This window comes from Pseudomonas sp. FGI182, from assembly GCF_000511325.1.
Lineage (GTDB): Bacteria > Pseudomonadota > Gammaproteobacteria > Pseudomonadales > Pseudomonadaceae > Aquipseudomonas > Aquipseudomonas putida_Z.
This window is the reverse complement of record NZ_CP007012.1, coordinates 1,183,697-1,199,058: the sequence shown is the minus strand read 5'-3', so window position 1 is coordinate 1,199,058 and position 15,362 is coordinate 1,183,697. Positions and strand designations below refer to the sequence as shown.

Sequence of the window (15,362 nt, the reverse complement as noted above, 5' to 3'; positions counted from 1 at the left end):
CGCTCCTACAGGGATCGCATGTGGCAACAGGGCCACAAACGACAACGGCCCGCAAGCGGGCCGTTGTCGAGGTGCGTCGGGCGCTGGATCAGCTCAGGGCTGCCAGGACCTTGGCGGTGATGGCTTCGACCGAGCCGACGCCTTCGATGTGGCTGTACTTCGGCTTGCCGGCATTGGCGGCGGACAGCTTCTGGTAGAAGTCCACCAGCGGCTTGGTCTGGCTGTGGTAGACCGACAGGCGATGGCGAACGGTTTCTTCCTTGTCGTCATCACGCTGGATCAGGTCTTCACCCGTCTCGTCGTCCTTGCCTTCCACTTTCGGCGGGTTGTACTGAATGTGGTAGGTGCGGCCCGAGGCCAGGTGCACGCGGCGGCCAGCCATGCGGCCGACGATTTCCTCGTCGTCCACGGCGATTTCCACCACGGCGTCGATGTCGACACCGGCAGCTACCATGGCTTCGGCTTGCGGAATGGTACGTGGGAAGCCGTCGAACAGGCAGCCCTTGGCGCAATCAGGCTGGGCGATGCGCTCCTTGACCAGGCTGATGATCAACTCGTCGGAGACCAGCTGGCCGGCATCCATGACTTTCTTCAGTTCCAGGCCCAGCGGGGTACCGGCCTTGACGGCGGCACGCAGCATGTCACCGGTGGAAATCTGGGGGATACCGAACTTTTCGGTGATGAACTTTGCCTGAGTACCTTTACCGGCCCCGGGAGCTCCCAGCAGAATTACGCGCATCTCGTGCTCCTCAAATTTTTTTATGAAATTCAATGGATTCGGCGACCAGGGCCAAGTCCGGAAAATCGGGTATGACCATAAATCGGTCAGAAGGCTGCTCAAGATACACAGCGCCCGGCAGCCAGACAAGCGTCCCAAAGTTGCAGGAATGCGCCACCTACGGCTGGCCTGGCAGGCGGTTGCGCCCGGCGCAACCACCCTCTTCGCCCACTTGCATCCCCCGCACGGCACCTGCCCTGTGCGCCCCGGGCCTACCCTCAGCCGGTGTTGCGCAGGCCGGCTGCAATACCCGCCACAGTCACCAGCAAGGCCTGCTCCAACGGGCTGTCCAGAGCGGCTTCGCGGCTGCGCGAGCGGGCCAGCAACTCGGCCTGCAGGCGGTGCAACGGGTCCAGGTAGGTATTGCGCAGGCTGATGAATTCCAGCGTCTCGGGGCTGTGCGCCAGTAGCACCGGCTGCCCGGTAAGGCCCAGTACCACCTGGCACGACTGCGACAATAGGTCGCGCAGGTGCGCACCCAAAGGCAGCAGGTGCGGTTGCACTAGACGTTCGTCGTAGGCCTCGGCGATCTGCGCATCGGCCTTGGCCAGCACCATCTCGAGCATGTCGATGCGGGTGCGGAAGAACGGCCATTGCTCGCGCATCTGCGCCAGCAGTTCACCCTGGCCACGGGCCAGGGCATTGTTCAATGCCGTTTCCCAGCCAAGCCAGGCCGGCAGCATCAGACGGGTCTGGGTCCAGCCGAAGATCCACGGAATGGCCCGCAGGCTTTCGATGCCACCGGCGCGGCGCTTGGCCGGGCGGCTGCCCAGCGGCAGGCGCCCCAGTTCCTGCTCCGGGGTGGACTGGCGGAAGTACTCGACAAAATCGGGGTGCTCCCGCACCACGCCGCGGTAGGCCTTGACGCCATCGGCGGCCAGTTGGTCCATCACCTCGCGCCAGGCCGGCTGCGGTGGTGGCGGTGGCAACAAGGTGGCTTCGAGCACGGCGGCCAGGTACAGGTTCAGGTTCTGCTCGGCGATGCCCGGCAAGCCGAACTTGAAGCGGATCATCTCGCCCTGCTCGGTAGTGCGGAAGCGCCCGGCCACCGAACCCGGTGGCTGCGACAGGATCGCCGCGTGGGCCGGGCCACCGCCGCGGCCTACCGTGCCGCCACGGCCGTGGAACAGCAGCAACTCGACCTGGTGCTCGGCGCAGATACGCACCAGGTTTTCCTGGGCCCGGTACTGCGCCCAGGCCGCTGCCGTGGTACCGGCATCCTTGGCCGAGTCGGAATAGCCGATCATCACTTCCTGCGGGCCGCGCAGGTTGGCGCGGTAGCCTGGCAGGCCGAGCAGGCGCTGCATCACCGGGCCGGCATTGTCGAGGTCGGCCAGGGTCTCGAACAGCGGCACCACGCGCATGGGGCGAGTCAGGCCGGCCTCCTTCAACAGCAGCTGCACCGCCAGCACATCCGAGGCAGCACCGGCCATGGAGATGACGTAAGAGCCCAGCGAGGCGGCCGGCGCAGCGGCAATTTCCCGGCAGGTGGCCAGTACCTCGGCGGTATCGGCCTGCGGCTTGAAGTGCGCGGGCAGCAGTGGCCGGCGGTTTTTCAGCTCGGCCTGGAGGAACTCGATGCGCTGCTCTTCATCCCAGTCGGCATAGCGCCCCAGGCCCAGGTAGTCGGTAATCTCGCTCAACGCATCACGGTGGCGGGCGGCGTCCTGGCGCACGTCCAGGCGGCCCAGGAACAGGCCGAAGGTCACGGCGCGGCGCAGGCAGTCGAGCAACGGGCCTTCGGCGATCACACCCATGCCGCAGGCGTGCAGGGACTGGTAGCACAGCTCCAGCGGCGCGATCAGGTCGCGGTTGTCCACCAGCACCTCGGCGCTGGCCGGCTGGCTGCTGGTCAATGCCGAATGCGCCCAGGCACGCGTCGCCCGCAGGCGATCGCGCAGTTGCTTGAGCAGGGAGCGGTAGGGTTCGGCGCTGTCGCCGACCCGCTCGCGCAGGGCGTCGTTGGCCTGCTGCATGGACAACTCGGAAGCCAGTGCATCGATGTCGCGCAGGAACAGGTCGGCGGCCATCCAGCGCGCCAGCAGCAGGACTTCGCGGGTGACCGCTGCGGTCACGTTGGGGTTGCCATCACGGTCACCGCCCATCCACGAGGCGAAGCGGATCGGCGCCGCCTCCAGCGGCAGGCGCAGGCCGGTAGCCTCCAGCAGGGCCTTGTCGACCTTGCGCAAGTGGCTGGGGATGGCGTGCCACAGCGAATGCTCGATCACCGCGAAGCCCCACTTGGCTTCGTCCACCGGCGTCGGTCGGGTGCGGCGGATTTCTTCGGTGTGCCAGGCCTCGGCGATCAGCCGGCGCAGGCGCTCGCGCACCTGCTGGCGTTCGCCCGGGGTCAGGTCGCGGTGGTCCTGGGCAGCCAGTTGGCCGGCGATGGCGTCGTACTTCTGGATCAGGGTGCGGCGGGCCACTTCGGTGGGGTGCGCAGTGAGCACCAGCTGGATGTCGAGCTTGGCCAATTGCCGGGCCAGGGCATCATTGCTGTGCCCGGCCTGCTTCAGGCGCGCCAGCAGCTCGGGCAGCACCTGGGCCTCGAACGGCTCGGGCTGGTCGGCGTCGCGGCGGCGGATCAACTGGTACTGCTCAGCCATGTTGGCCAGGTTGAGGAACTGGTTGAAGGCCCTGGCCACGGGCAGCAAGTCTTCATCGGCCAGGTCCGCCAGGGTCGAGCTCAGTTGCTCGCCGGCAACGCGGCGGTCGGCCTTGGCACTGTGGCGGATGTCTTCGATCTTCTGCAGGAACGCCTCGCCATGCTGCTGGCGAATGGTATCGCCGAGCAGCTCACCCAACACATGGACATCTTCACGCAAACGCACATCGATATCGGTCATTGGCCCTCTCTCCGGCGCGGCTCTGGCGCATTGCATCCCTTTTCAGCCTTTACGCGAGCCCCTGTGGGAGCGGGTTCACCCGCGAAGCATCCAGCGCGGTGCCTGGCACCGGCTGCGCCGGTGTTCGCGGGTGAACCCGCTCCCACAGGGGTGCGCGGTGTTCGCCCCAAGAGTGCCCACAGCCAGGCGCCGATGGCAAGCCGTGATCGGCCAAAGCAAACTAAAGTGAAAGCACGACACTCCCATGCATTGCAGCCGTTTCAGGCGTCAACAGAGGTCATCATGAAAATCCGTGAACTCGCCCAGCACTGGGAACAGAATGCCGCCGGTACCCTCAGCCCCACGGGCCATGTCCTGCATCTGGACCTTGAGTCCGAAGCGCGCCTGGCCGCGCTGATCGACATGTACCCCAAGCGCACCGCCGAGGAACTGCTCGGTGAGCTGGTCGCGGCAGCCCTCGAGGAACTGGAAGCCAGCTTCCCCTATGTGCAAGGCCGTCAGGTCATCGCCACCGACGAGGAAGGCGACCCGCTGTACGAGGACATCGGCCCTACTCCGCGCTTTCTGTCACTTTCGCGACAGCATTTGCACGCCCTGAGCAACCCTGGGGCCGATAGCGAATAGCGAAGGTGTAGGTCATGAGTTTTGTAGCGCCCGGGAGATCGAGCGCCGCCCGCGCGGCGCTTCGCAGCGCAAGGCTGCTCCTACATCTGTTTCGAGCCGGTAACGCCTGTGCCAGTGCACGCGACCGCCTTTTTCGTACAACGCAATATCGAGCCATGCGCCAAAGCGTTCGCGCACAGACCTCACAGGAATAATTGGCCCGAAACAAATGTAGGAGCAGCCTTGCGCTGCGAAGCGCCGCGCGGGCGGCGCTCGATCTCCCAGGCGCCACAAACCCCAAACATGATCAAATTTTTCTGAACTATCCGAAAAACGCGCCAGTCACAGCCAATAGCCATCACGCTAAAACCCTGCACACCTGCCGTTGTGCACCGTTGAGCTGAAGCGCGTGCACGTGTCAGGGAACGAGCGATGGACTGCTACGGACAACGTCGTAAACAGGAGTGATCCAATGGAACTGACCACCAAGAACACCCGCATCTACAAACCCTCATCCACTCATGTGCGCGGGTTCAAGCTGGCAGCGCTGGCCCTGGGCAGCAGCCTGGTCCTGGCCGGCTGTGCGGGCAACCCGCCCACCGAGCAGTATGCAGTCACCCAGTCCGCCGTGAACTCGGCCGTCAGCGCTGGCGGCACCGAGTTCGCCGCCGTGGAAATGAAAGCGGCACAGGACAAGTTCAAGCAGGCCGAGATCGCCATGCATGACAAGAAGTACGACGACGCCAGGCGCCTGGCCGAACAGGCCGAGTGGGACGCCCGCCTCGCCGAACGCAAGGCCCAGGCGGCCAAGGCCCAGAAGGCCGTGCAGGATGCCCGCCAGGGCGTTCAGGACGTACGTGAGGAAGGCCTGCGCAGCGCTCAGTGAGCCCTGCCCCGCCCACCTCGGCCTTCGCACACGATCAAAGGATGAACACTATGCGCAACTACGTCATGATTCCCGCCCTGCTGGCCCTGAGCGTCGGCCTTGCTGCCTGCTCGCACGACCCTAACGCCAACCTCGAATCGGCCCGCACCAACTTCTCCTCGCTGCAGAGCGACCCGCAATCGAGCAAGGTTGCCGCGCTGGAGACCAAGGACGCCCAGGACTGGCTGAACAAGGCCGACAAGGCCTACATGGACCGTGAAGACGAGAAGAAGGTCGACCAGTTGGCCTACCTGACCAACCAGCGCGTCGAGGTGGCCAAGCAGACCATCGCCCTGCGCACTGCCGAAGGCGAACTGAAGAACGCCTCGGCCCAGCGCGCCCAGGCCAAGCTGGACGCCCGCGACGCTCAGATCGCCAAGCTGCAGGACAGCCTCAACGCCAAGCAGACCGACCGCGGCACGCTGGTCACCTTCGGTGACGTGCTGTTCGACTTCAACAAGGCCGAACTCAAGAGCAACGCCTACCCGAACGTCACCAAACTGGCGCAGTTCCTCCAGGAAAACCCGGAACGCAAGGTGATCGTCGAGGGTTACACCGACAGCGTCGGCTCGGCCAACTACAACCAGGGCCTGTCGGAGCGCCGCGCCAACAGCGTGCGCATGGCACTGGTACGTGCCGGCGTCGACCCGGCGCGCATCGTCGCCCAGGGCTATGGCAAGGAGTACCCGGTAGCGGACAACTCGAGCAATTCGGGGCGTGCGCAGAACCGTCGGGTGGAGGTGACCATCTCCAACGACAACCAGCCGGTAGCACCACGCTCGGTGAGCCAGGTACAGCAGTAAGGCTGGCTAGCTGAACTGACAAGCCCCGCGATCGAAGCGGGGCTTTCTTTTGCCTGTTCCGACCCTTTCGCGGCTAAAGCCGCTTGTATGGTGATACTCGAAGGGGTGGTGGGACGAAAAAGCCGAATCTGACTGTTCACAGCAGTACAGACCGTGGGAGAACTCGCCCCACCCCTTCACCAAAGCGCCGATAAAGAATGCATCGTTTGCAAGCGACGATAGAAGCAAGCCAGCGCCTCTTGGTGAAACCCCTCCGAGCCCAAAAACCATACCGTGGGAGTTCAGGCGATGGCAATGCGAGTAGAGAAGTTCATCATTGGCGTCGATGTCGCCAAGGTCGAACTGGTCAGCTATTGCGAGGAAACCGCTCAACAACACTCGTTGAAAAATACAAAGCCTGAGATCCGCAAGTGGCTGGCACTTCAGCCAGCCAATACGGCTATCTGTGTTGAAGCCACCAACGTTTATCACCTGGACCTGGTGGAGATGGCTTACGAAAAGGGTTTTGCAGTCTATGTCGTTGATGGGTACCAACTCAGCAACTACCGAAAAGGGATTGGCGGGCGTGCCAAAACTGATGCATCTGATGCCTGCCTGCTAGCCCGTTTCCTGGATCGTGAGGGCAGCTTGCTTCGTCCTTGGTCACCCCCTCCAGCCGTCTACAGCAAGCTTCAGAGCCTTCTCCGACGCCGAGCAGCACTGGTGTCAGCGCGCACCAGTCTGACCCAGAGTTGGGGTAACGAAGCGTCCCTCAAGGACGCCTTCAATAGCTTCGCCAAACACTTTGAATCGCTTGATCTGCTGATTCAAAAGCGTTTGAAGACGCTGGTTAGAGAAGCGGGGCTGAGCGAGCAGGTTGCCCGCTGCCAGGCAGTTGAAGGCATTGGTTTTCTGACTGCCGTCGCTTTAGTCACCGCCTTCATCCGCGGCGACTTCAAGCGCAGCGATTCATTCATCGCTTTTCTAGGCATGGATCTGAAAGTTGCCGAATCAGGCCAGAAATCCGGACGCCGATGCTTAACCAAGCGAGGCTGCTCAGAAGTGCGCCGGCTACTGCACAATGCAGCCATGGCGGCTAGCAAGACAGCTGCGTGGAAAGAGGTGTATGAACATTATCGGAATACAGGTAAGGCAACCACTCAGGCCCTTGTCATCCTGTCCCGAAAGCTGGCCAGAATTGCATTCGCCTTGATGAAGACTCAAGGCGAATACATGAGCAAAGGGGGCAAAAAGCATTGCCCACAACCATAGAATCTCCCACAGGGACTGGCGCGGTCCCTGTAGGAGCGGCTTCAGCCGCGAAAGGGCCAGCACAGGCAGCAGAGATAATGGCTCACTGCACCTGCTGCGGGGTTTCCTCGCCCATGCAACGCACCGCGCGCTTGCGGTTGTCCACCAGCACCCCGGTCAGGCCTTTCTGCTGGGTGTCGAACAGCACCAGCACGCCATCGACGCACTGGGCCACTTGTGGCGCCGGGTCCAGCGAGACCTTGTAGTCCTCGCCGGGGATGGTCTTGAGCATGGTGAAATCCTGCAGCAACAGGGCATCCTCGGGCTTGGCGAAATGCAGGTAACCGTAGTACCACAATGCCCCCACCGTCACGATGATGCTGCCGAGACCGGTCAGGATCAGCGGGATGGCGTTGCGTTCTTCACTCATTGCTTGTTCTTCTCGTCAGGGTAATTGGGTACTTCGGCCAGCCGCCGCAGGCCGTTGAAATGGCTGGGGTCGTCGAGGAAACGCAGCATCACCTGGCGCCAGGTCGGGTCGGCGAAGGTCTGCACGTGGCCACCACGGGTCAGTTGCAGCACCCGCGGCGCTGGCGCGTGCTGGTACAGGCGTATGCCGTTGTCCATCGGCACCAGGGTGTCGTCGATGCTGTGGAAGAACAGCTTGGGCGGGCTGCTCAGCTGCTCGATCGAGCGGATCGCGCTGTCACCGTCCGGCACCAGCCACGACAGCGGCACCTGCAGCGGCCAGGTCATCCACGAGGTACTGAGGGCAAAGCGCCCGACCGCACGGTAACTGGCCGGCACACCGTCGAACACCAGGGCACTGAAACGCTGGCGCTGCTCCGGGTGGGCCGCCAGGTAGTGAATGGCCATGGCCCCGCCAAGGCTCTGCCCCAGCAGCACCAGCGGCTTGCCCTTGACCTCGGGGGCCTGCTCCAGCCAGGCCATGGCCGCGGCGATGTCCTGGTACACCTCGGGCAGGCTCGGCTCGCCCTGGGACAGGCCATAGCCGCGGTAATCGATCATCAACACCTGGTAACCCTGCTCCGGCAGCCAGTAGCTGCCGCCCAGGTGCCCAGGCAGGTTGCCGCCATTGCCATGCAGGTGCAGCACCGTGCCCTTGACCTCGACCCCGGCCTTGGCCGGCAGCCACCAGCCGTGCAGGCGGATGCCATCAGCAGTGGTCAAGGTGACATCGCGGTACTCGAGCTTGGCCCGCTCGGGCGTGAACGGCTGGCCGCGCTCGGGATAGAACAGCAGGCTGCTGCAACCGCCCAGGCCCAGCAGGATCAAACCCAGGGCCAGCAGGCGGCAGCACTCAGAGAATGTTCGCGTAATCGGCTTCAATGCGGTCCAGGCTCAGGTGGTTGAGGAAGTTGGAGAAGCACATCCAGGCCGACAGCGCGTTGAGGTCGCGGAACTGCTCGGGCAGGTACTTGGGCGGCTCGACCAGGCCTTCCTCGACCAGCTGTCGCAGGGTACGCATGTCTTCCAGGGTGGTCTTGCCACAGAACAGCAACGGGATCTGTTCGAGCTTGCCCTTCTTCACGGCCAACTGAATGTAGTTGTAAACCATGATGAAGCCTTTGAGGTAGGACAAGTCCTTGGTAAATGGCAGGCCATTGGGCACCGACCCACGGAACACCCGGCTGGCGTTGCTGTAGCTCTGCGCCATCTCGAACCCCTGCTCGCGGAAGAAGTTGTAGATCTGCATGAAATCGGCACCCTCCTCGACCATGTGGATGGCGCGGGTGCGATTGGTGAGCTTGCGCAGGCGGCTGGGGTAGGAGGCGAAGGCGATCACCTCCATGAGGATGGCCAGGCCTTCCTGGGTGACCGTCGACGAGGGCGGGCCCTTGGCCAGGAAGGTACAGATCGGCTGGTTCAGGCCGTTGAGCGTGGTGCCGACATGCACCAGCCCTTCGTGCACCTCCAGGGCGCGCACGTCACGGGCGTTGAACATGGCGTCGGCACGCACCTTGATGTAGTCGGCCCCGGCCGCGGCATCGGCGACGATGCCGTCGGACTCGAACACACGGATGGTCTCCTCGGCCTCGCCGAACACCTTGTTCAGCCGGTGCTGGAGGATTTCCACGGCCTCCTTGGCCGTGAGGTTCTTCGGTTCGTCCTTGAGGTCGCCACGGCCATCGATGTTGTTCAGGTAGTCCGACAGCATCAGGCCGAGGTCGGCCAGGGTCGGATCACCAGCGTGGAAGGCATCCGAGGCAGCGCCGTACAGCTCCTGGGAGATCAGCCCGAAATCCTCGGTGCCGCGCGCTTCGAGCATGCGCACCACCATGCGGTATTCGCGGCACATGCGCTTCATGATCTGCCCGACCGGGTTGAACTGGCCGAGCTGGCGAATGATGTCGCGCTCGATGCCCTGGAACTCGGCCTTGACCGCGCTGGAATCGAACGCCAGCGGGCGCGACTGGTAGTAGGCTCGGTCGACGGCCGGCGGCTCCTTGCCCTTGGCCTTGAGGAAACCCTGGCGGATGTTGTCGTCCCACTTCACCGCGTCCAGAACCCGGATCGGGGTCTGTGCCGCAACGATGCGGTCGGACAGGGCACGGATGGTTTGCTGGTATTCGTCCACCGGGGACTCCTTTCTAGTACAGGAAACCTGTACCGGCCTCTTCGCGGCTAAAGCCGCTCCCACAGGTACTGCATCAGGCTCGAAACCGATGCGGTCCCTGTGGGAGCGGCTTTAGCCGCGAAGAAGCCAGCACGGTCATTTGCCGGAGCGCTGGAACCGCGCCACTTCAACGAACAGGTCGGAGTTGGCCGGGTCGTCCAGGTACGCCAGCACCCGCGCCGACGGGCTGTCGATCAGCACGCCATCGCCGTTGTCCTCCGGCACCTCGGTGCTGCGCCCGGTCAGCTCCTTCTTGTCCACCGCCTGCTGCACCTGCTCGACATCCAGGTTGTAGACCACCAGTTCCTTGCCATCGACGATATCAAAACCGCCGATCAGGAAGTTGCCACCCAGGCGCTTCGGCACGCCAGCCGACAGGTACCAGCGGTTACCGTGGCGCGACACGGTGAACACGTATTCCTCGGGGGCCTTGCCCTTGGCCGTGGCCACTGCCTTGTAGGCATCGCCGCCGCTACGGCTGATCACCAGCTTCAGCGGCTCGCCCCAGGCGTCCTTGCTGCTCCACTTGCCGAGCAGGGCCTTGGGCGCCGCCTGGTTGCTCGGCAAGGGCTCGTGGAAGGTCACCAGACAACCGCCCAGCAGCAGGAATGACAAAGTCAACAACACCACACGCCAGGCTTTCATCAGGTTCTCCTTGAAAAGTCGGTCTCGGCTCAGGCCGATGCCAGCACCAGCTGCAGGTATCGGCTAAGCATAGCGAGCATCTGCCCATCGGCTTGCGCGTTCGCATCCTTGAGCAGGCCCTGATATTCCATCTGCTCGATAATCGCCGTCAACATTTGGGCGTCCTGTTCCGGTTGCTGCGAGCCCACCACCTGCAGCAATTGGCGGGTGCCATGCAGCAGGATCTGTTCATGGGCGCACACCAGTTGAGCCAGGCGCGGGCACAGCAGCGCCTCCTGGCGGAAGGCCTGCTCGGCCATCAGGAAGTCGCGGCGGTTCAACAGTTGCCGCTGCACGTAGTCGGCAGTCATGCGCGCTACCTCGTCAGCCAGGCGTGCCCGCGCCTGCGGGCTGCCGTCCCCCTCGGCCAGCAACTGGCGCAACACCACCTCGGTATTGGCCCACAGCTTGGCCATGTAGGCCGCGCTGCGTTCGACGTACTGGGCGAAGGTATCGGTGAGCAGGTCCTCGATGTCCTTGAAGTAGTAGGTAGTGGCCGACAGTGGCACACCGGCCTCGGCGGCGACGGCGCGATGGCGCACACCGCGTACGCCATCGCGCACGACAATGCGCATGGCGGCGTCGAGGATCAGTTGGCGACGCTGCTCGCTGCCCTGGCGGGCAGTCTTGCGGCCTTGGTATTGCACGCTTTCGGCGACGGCGGTGGCGATGCCGGCGGCGCCCTGGTGAGGCATTGCGGGTGTCACGGGGGGTACCTCATGGACAGTGTTTCGTCAGTGCCGGCCTCTTCGCGGCTAAAGCCGCTCCCACAGGGACCGCACCAGCCTGAGGGTAGTGGTGTCCCTGTGGGAGCGGCTTTAGCCGCGAAAGGGCCGGTACAGGCAATTCAAGTGTACGGGCAAGAAAAAGCCGCCTCGAAAGGCGGCTCATTCAATTCACTCAGGCCTGCGGACGCATGTGCGGGAACAGGATCACGTCGCGGATCGACGGCGAGTTGGTCAGCAGCATCACCAGGCGGTCGATGCCGATGCCTTCACCTGCAGTCGGCGGCATGCCGTACTCCAGGGCGCGAACGAAGTCGGCGTCGTAGTGCATGGCTTCGTCGTCACCAGCGTCCTTCTCGGCCACCTGGGCCAGGAAGCGCTCGGCCTGGTCTTCGGCATCGTTGAGCTCGGAGTAGGCGTTGGCGATCTCGCGACCACCGATGAACAGCTCGAAACGGTCGGTAACAGCCGGGTTGTCGTCGTTGCGACGGGCCAGCGGCGACACTTCGAACGGGTACTCGGTGATGAAGTGCGGCTGCTCCAGCTTGTGCTCGACCAGCTCTTCGAAAATCATCACCTGCAGCTTGCCGAGGCCTTCGTGGCCCAGCACCTTGGCACCGGCCTTTTTGGCGATGTCGCGGGCGCGGTCGACGTCCTGCAGGTCGGCAGCGGTCAGCTCCGGGTTGTACTTGAGGATCGAGTCGAATACCGACAGGCGGGCGAACGGCTCGCCGAAGTGGAACACCTTGTCGCCGTACGGCACGTCGGTAGTGCCCAGTACCAGCTGCGCCAGCTCGCGGAACAGTTCCTCGGTGAGGTCCATGTTGTCGCGGTAGTCGGCGTAGGCCTGGTAGAACTCGAGCATGGTGAATTCAGGGTTGTGACGAGTCGAAACGCCTTCGTTACGGAAGTTGCGGTTGATCTCGAACACCTTCTCGAAGCCACCAACCACCAGGCGCTTGAGGTACAGCTCCGGCGCAATACGCAGGAACATGGCCATGTCCAGGGCGTTGTGGTGGGTTTCGAACGGCTTGGCCGCAGCACCACCCGGGATGGTTTGCAGCATCGGCGTCTCGACTTCGAGGAAGTCGCGCTCGATGAGGAACTTGCGGATGTGCGAGATCACCTGCGAACGCACACGGAAGGTGTGGCGGGTTTCTTCATTGACCATCAGGTCGACGTAACGCTGGCGGTAGCGCTGCTCGGTGTCGGTCAGGCCGTGGTGCTTGTCGGGCAGCGGGCGCAGCGACTTGGTCAGCAGGCGCACGTTGGTCATTTCGACGTACAGGTCGCCCTTGCCGGAACGGGCCAGGGTGCCTTCGGCGCTGATGATGTCGCCCAGGTCCCAGGTCTTGACCGCGGCCAGGGTTTCTTCCGGCAGGGTCTTGCGGTTGACGTAGACCTGGATACGGCCGGTCATGTCTTGAATGACCATGAACGAGCCGCGGTTGAGCATGATGCGGCCGGCAACCTTGACCGGAATCGCTGCAGCTTCCAGTTCTTCCTTGGTCTTGTCCGCATACTGCTTCTGCAGGTCGTTGCAGTAGCTGTCGCGACGGAAGTCATTGGGGAAGGCATTGCCCTTGGCGCGCTCGGCGGCAAGCTTTTCCTTGCGCAGGGCGATCAGGGCGTTTTCTTCCTGTTGCAGGTCTTGCGCTTCGGTCTTGAGGTCGCTCATTTCGTCATTCTTTCCATCAGGTGTTCGGTGCCCCTTTCGGGCAGGGCACGCGATACCGGCCCCAGGCCAGGTACCGCGGCGGTTGTGTGCGGTTTACAGCCCCTGCTTGAGGCTCGCTTCCAGGTACTGGTCGAGGTCGCCGTCCAGCACCTTCTGGCAGTCGCTGCGCTCGACACCGGTACGCAGGTCCTTGATACGCGAGTCATCCAGCACGTAGGAGCGGATCTGGTGGCCCCAGCCGATGTCCGACTTGCTGTCTTCCAGCGCCTGCGAGGCGGCATTGCGCTTCTGCATTTCCAGCTCGTACAACTTGGCCCGCAGCATTTTCATGGCGGTGTCCTTGTTGGCGTGCTGGGAGCGTTCGTTCTGGCAGGCCACCACGGTGTTGGTCGGTACGTGGGTAATACGCACCGCCGAGTCGGTGGTGTTCACGTGCTGACCACCGGCACCGGAGGAACGGTAGGTGTCGATACGCAGGTCGGCCGGGTTGATCTCGATCTCGACCTTGTCGTCGATCTCGGGCGACACGAACACCGCCGAGAACGAGGTGTGGCGACGGGCACCGGAGTCGAACGGGCTCTTGCGCACCAGGCGGTGCACGCCGATCTCGGTGCGCAGCCAGCCGAAGGCGTACTCGCCCTTGATATGCACGGTGGCGCCCTTGATGCCGGCGACTTCACCTTCGGAAAGCTCGATGATGGTGGCATCGAAACCACGCTTGTCGGCCCAGCGCAGGTACATGCGCAGCAGGATGTTGGCCCAGTCCTGCGCCTCGGTACCACCGGAGCCGGCCTGGATGTCCAGGTAGGCGTTGTTCATGTCCATCTCGCCGCTGAACATGCGACGGAACTCGAGCTGGGCCAGTTTTTCTTCCAGGCCTTCCAGTTCGGTCACGACGTCGCCGACAGCGCCTTCGTCATTTTCCTCGACGGCCATGTCGAGCAGGTCCTGGCAGTCGGCCAGGCCACCGGACAGCTTGTCCAGGGTCTCGACGACCTGGGCCAGCATGGCACGCTCGCGGCCCAGGGCCTGGGCGTACTCGGGCTTGTTCCAGACGTTGGGGTCTTCCAGCTCGCGGTTGACTTCGATCAGGCGGTCATGCTTGTGATCGTAGTCAAAGATACCCCCGAATGGACTGGGAACGCTCGGTGAGGTCCTTGATGGTGTTCAGGATCGGTTGGATTTCCATGGGCTGGCTACTCGCACGAATTCGGTGAAAAGCCTGCGAGTATAACCGAGTCCGCCGCAGGGCGGCAGACCCGCCGGGCGCCCGAATGGCCGCAATTACTCGTGTAGGAGCGGCCTTGTGTCGCGATGGGGCGCGCAGCGGCCCCTTGCAGTATCTGCTGCGAAGCTGAATTCCGGGGCCGCTGCGCGCCCCATCGCGACACAAGGCCGCTCCTACAAGGGTACGGTGCAGGCCCTGTCAGGCGATACCAACCTGGTTGCGCCCACCATTCTTGGCCTGGTACAGGCCTTTGTCCGCAGCCGAGATCAGTTGCCGGCTATGGCTGCCGATGGACGGAGTCTGGGTGGCCAGGCCAATGCTGACGGTCAGATACGAGTCGGGCACCGGCGCGGTGTGCGGGATGCCCAGGCCGAGCACGGTCTGGCGCAGCTTCTCGGCCACCAGGCGAGCCCCGCCCGGCGAGGTGTTGGGCAATACCAGGACGAATTCCTCACCACCATAGCGCGCCGGCAGGTCGGTCGGCCGCGAGCACGAGCCGCGGATCGCCTCGGCCACCTGGCGCAAGGCCTCGTCACCGGCAAGGTGGCCAAAGCTGTCGTTGTAGGCCTTGAAGTAGTCCACGTCGATCATCAGCAGCGACAACTGCTGCTGCTCACGCATGGCCCGGCGCCATTCCAGTTCCAGGTACTCGTCGAAGTGGCGGCGGTTGGACAACCCGGTCAGGCCATCGGAGTTCATCAGCCGCTGCAGCATCAGGTTGGTATCGAGCAGTTGCTGCTGGCTGACGCGCAGGGCGCGGTAGGCCTCGTCGCGCTGCAACAGGGTAAGGTAGGAACGCGAGTGATAGCGGATGCGCGCCACCAGCTCGATGGTATCCGGCAGCTTGACCAGGTAATCGTTGGCCCCGGCAGCAAAGGCCGCGCTCTTGACCAGCGGGTCTTCCTTGGTCGACAGGACGATGATCGGGATGTCCTGGGTCGCCGGGTTGTTGCGGTATTCACGCACCAGGGTCAGCCCGTCCAGGCCAGGCATGATCAGGTCCTGCAGAATCACCGTGGGCTTGATGCGCACGGCCTGGGCTACCGCCTGGTGCGGGTCGGCGCAGAAGTGGAAGTCGATGTTCTCTTCATGGGCCAGGCCACGCCGCACCGCCTCGCCGATCATGGCCTGGTCGTCGACCAGCAGCACCATCGCCGAGTTCTCGTTGGGGGTCGTGAAACCTTCGATCGGTAAATCATTCATACCTGTTCACCCGATCACTGC

At 63.6% G+C, this 15,362-nt stretch carries 14 protein-coding genes; 4 read left to right on the top strand and 10 right to left on the bottom strand.

Translation table 11 applies throughout. The annotated features are described in order from the left end of the window. Nucleotides 1-88: 88 nt before the first annotated feature. Together adk and ppc are read right to left on the bottom strand one after the other, a co-directional pair. Nucleotides 89-739 (bottom strand): adenylate kinase, encoded by a 651-nt coding sequence (gene adk, locus C163_RS05435; protein WP_003259830.1) that lies wholly within the window; start codon nucleotides 737-739, stop codon nucleotides 89-91. Nucleotides 740-996: 257 nt separating this feature from the next. Next, nucleotides 997-3,624: a phosphoenolpyruvate carboxylase gene (gene ppc, locus C163_RS05430; RefSeq protein WP_025337944.1), complete on the bottom strand. Its 2,628-nt coding sequence runs from the start codon at nucleotides 3,622-3,624 to the stop codon at nucleotides 997-999. A 282-nt stretch (nucleotides 3,625-3,906) separates the two neighbouring features. On the opposite strand from ppc, the gene C163_RS05425 reads away from it, so the two are divergent. From C163_RS05425 to C163_RS05410, 4 genes are all read left to right on the top strand, one after another. Continuing rightward, a complete protein-coding gene (locus tag C163_RS05425; protein WP_025337943.1) occupies nucleotides 3,907-4,248 on the top strand; it encodes a pilin assembly protein in 342 nt (113 codons plus the stop codon). Between the two features lie 451 nt (nucleotides 4,249-4,699). Beyond that, entirely contained in the window at nucleotides 4,700-5,113 is a 414-nt protein-coding gene (locus tag C163_RS05420; protein ID WP_003258911.1) for a DUF4398 domain-containing protein, read from the top strand. 50 nt (nucleotides 5,114-5,163) lie between these two features. Next, complete coding sequence (locus C163_RS05415) at nucleotides 5,164-5,955, top strand: OmpA family protein (protein ID WP_025337942.1); 792 nt, start codon at nucleotides 5,164-5,166, stop codon at nucleotides 5,953-5,955. A 288-nt stretch (nucleotides 5,956-6,243) separates the two neighbouring features. Then, nucleotides 6,244-7,206, top strand: coding sequence for an IS110 family transposase (locus C163_RS05410; protein WP_025337484.1), 963 nt, complete (start codon nucleotides 6,244-6,246; stop codon nucleotides 7,204-7,206). Nucleotides 7,207-7,288: 82 nt separating this feature from the next. Here C163_RS05410 and C163_RS05405 read toward each other — a convergent pair whose 3' ends face one another. From C163_RS05405 to wspR, 8 genes are all read right to left on the bottom strand, one after another. Beyond that, nucleotides 7,289-7,615 (bottom strand): hypothetical protein, encoded by a 327-nt coding sequence (locus C163_RS05405; protein ID WP_025337941.1) that lies wholly within the window; start codon nucleotides 7,613-7,615, stop codon nucleotides 7,289-7,291. Then, the gene (locus tag C163_RS05400) at nucleotides 7,612-8,535 is read right to left on the bottom strand and encodes an alpha/beta hydrolase (RefSeq protein ID WP_025337940.1); all 924 of its coding nucleotides are present in this window, start codon (nucleotides 8,533-8,535) and stop codon (nucleotides 7,612-7,614) included. The genes C163_RS05405 and C163_RS05400 overlap by 4 nt, the downstream gene beginning before the upstream one ends. Further along, nucleotides 8,507-9,784 carry a flavohemoglobin expression-modulating QEGLA motif protein gene (locus tag C163_RS05395; RefSeq protein ID WP_025337939.1) on the bottom strand — a complete coding sequence of 426 codons (1,278 nt, stop codon included), beginning with the start codon at nucleotides 9,782-9,784 and terminating at the stop codon, nucleotides 8,507-8,509. Before C163_RS05395 ends, C163_RS05400 begins: the two co-directional genes overlap by 29 nt. 135 nt (nucleotides 9,785-9,919) lie before the next feature. After that, entirely contained in the window at nucleotides 9,920-10,468 is a 549-nt protein-coding gene (locus C163_RS05390; protein WP_003258915.1) for a hypothetical protein, read from the bottom strand. A gap of 29 nt (nucleotides 10,469-10,497) precedes the next feature. Continuing rightward, entirely contained in the window at nucleotides 10,498-11,202 is a 705-nt protein-coding gene (locus tag C163_RS05385) for a TetR/AcrR family transcriptional regulator (RefSeq protein WP_025337938.1), read from the bottom strand. A gap of 205 nt (nucleotides 11,203-11,407) precedes the next feature. After that, on the bottom strand, nucleotides 11,408-12,910 hold the full coding sequence (gene lysS, locus C163_RS05380; RefSeq protein ID WP_013971217.1) for a lysine--tRNA ligase: 1,503 nt from the start codon (nucleotides 12,908-12,910) through the stop codon (nucleotides 11,408-11,410). A 93-nt stretch (nucleotides 12,911-13,003) separates the two neighbouring features. Further along, a protein-coding gene (prfB, locus tag C163_RS27040; protein ID WP_108480361.1) for a peptide chain release factor 2 occupies nucleotides 13,004-14,099 on the bottom strand; the annotation gives its coding sequence in 2 pieces (ribosomal slippage) (nucleotides 13,004-14,026 and nucleotides 14,028-14,099; 1,095 coding nt in all). 237 nt (nucleotides 14,100-14,336) lie between these two features. Continuing rightward, nucleotides 14,337-15,341: a Wsp signal transduction system regulator diguanylate cyclase WspR gene (gene wspR, locus C163_RS05370; RefSeq protein WP_025337936.1), complete on the bottom strand. Its 1,005-nt coding sequence runs from the start codon at nucleotides 15,339-15,341 to the stop codon at nucleotides 14,337-14,339. Between the last annotated feature and the right edge of the window lie 21 nt (nucleotides 15,342-15,362).

What these genes read in the sequence shown, in the direction of transcription:
- adk (WP_003259830.1), bottom strand. Translation starts at nt 739, where the DNA reads ATGCGCGTAATTCTGCTGGGAGCTCCCGGGGCCGGTAAAGGTACTCAG.
- ppc (WP_025337944.1), bottom strand. Translation starts at nt 3,624, where the DNA reads ATGACCGATATCGATGTGCGTTTGCGTGAAGATGTCCATGTGTTGGGT.
- C163_RS05425 (WP_025337943.1), top strand. Translation starts at nt 3,907, where the DNA reads ATGAAAATCCGTGAACTCGCCCAGCACTGGGAACAGAATGCCGCCGGT.
- C163_RS05420 (WP_003258911.1), top strand. Translation starts at nt 4,700, where the DNA reads ATGGAACTGACCACCAAGAACACCCGCATCTACAAACCCTCATCCACT.
- C163_RS05415 (WP_025337942.1), top strand. Translation starts at nt 5,164, where the DNA reads ATGCGCAACTACGTCATGATTCCCGCCCTGCTGGCCCTGAGCGTCGGC.
- C163_RS05410 (WP_025337484.1), top strand. Translation starts at nt 6,244, where the DNA reads ATGGCAATGCGAGTAGAGAAGTTCATCATTGGCGTCGATGTCGCCAAG.
- C163_RS05405 (WP_025337941.1), bottom strand. Translation starts at nt 7,615, where the DNA reads ATGAGTGAAGAACGCAACGCCATCCCGCTGATCCTGACCGGTCTCGGC.
- C163_RS05390 (WP_003258915.1), bottom strand. Translation starts at nt 10,468, where the DNA reads ATGAAAGCCTGGCGTGTGGTGTTGTTGACTTTGTCATTCCTGCTGCTG.
- C163_RS05385 (WP_025337938.1), bottom strand. Translation starts at nt 11,202, where the DNA reads ATGCCTCACCAGGGCGCCGCCGGCATCGCCACCGCCGTCGCCGAAAGC.
- lysS (WP_013971217.1), bottom strand. Translation starts at nt 12,910, where the DNA reads ATGAGCGACCTCAAGACCGAAGCGCAAGACCTGCAACAGGAAGAAAAC.
- wspR (WP_025337936.1), bottom strand. Translation starts at nt 15,341, where the DNA reads ATGAATGATTTACCGATCGAAGGTTTCACGACCCCCAACGAGAACTCG.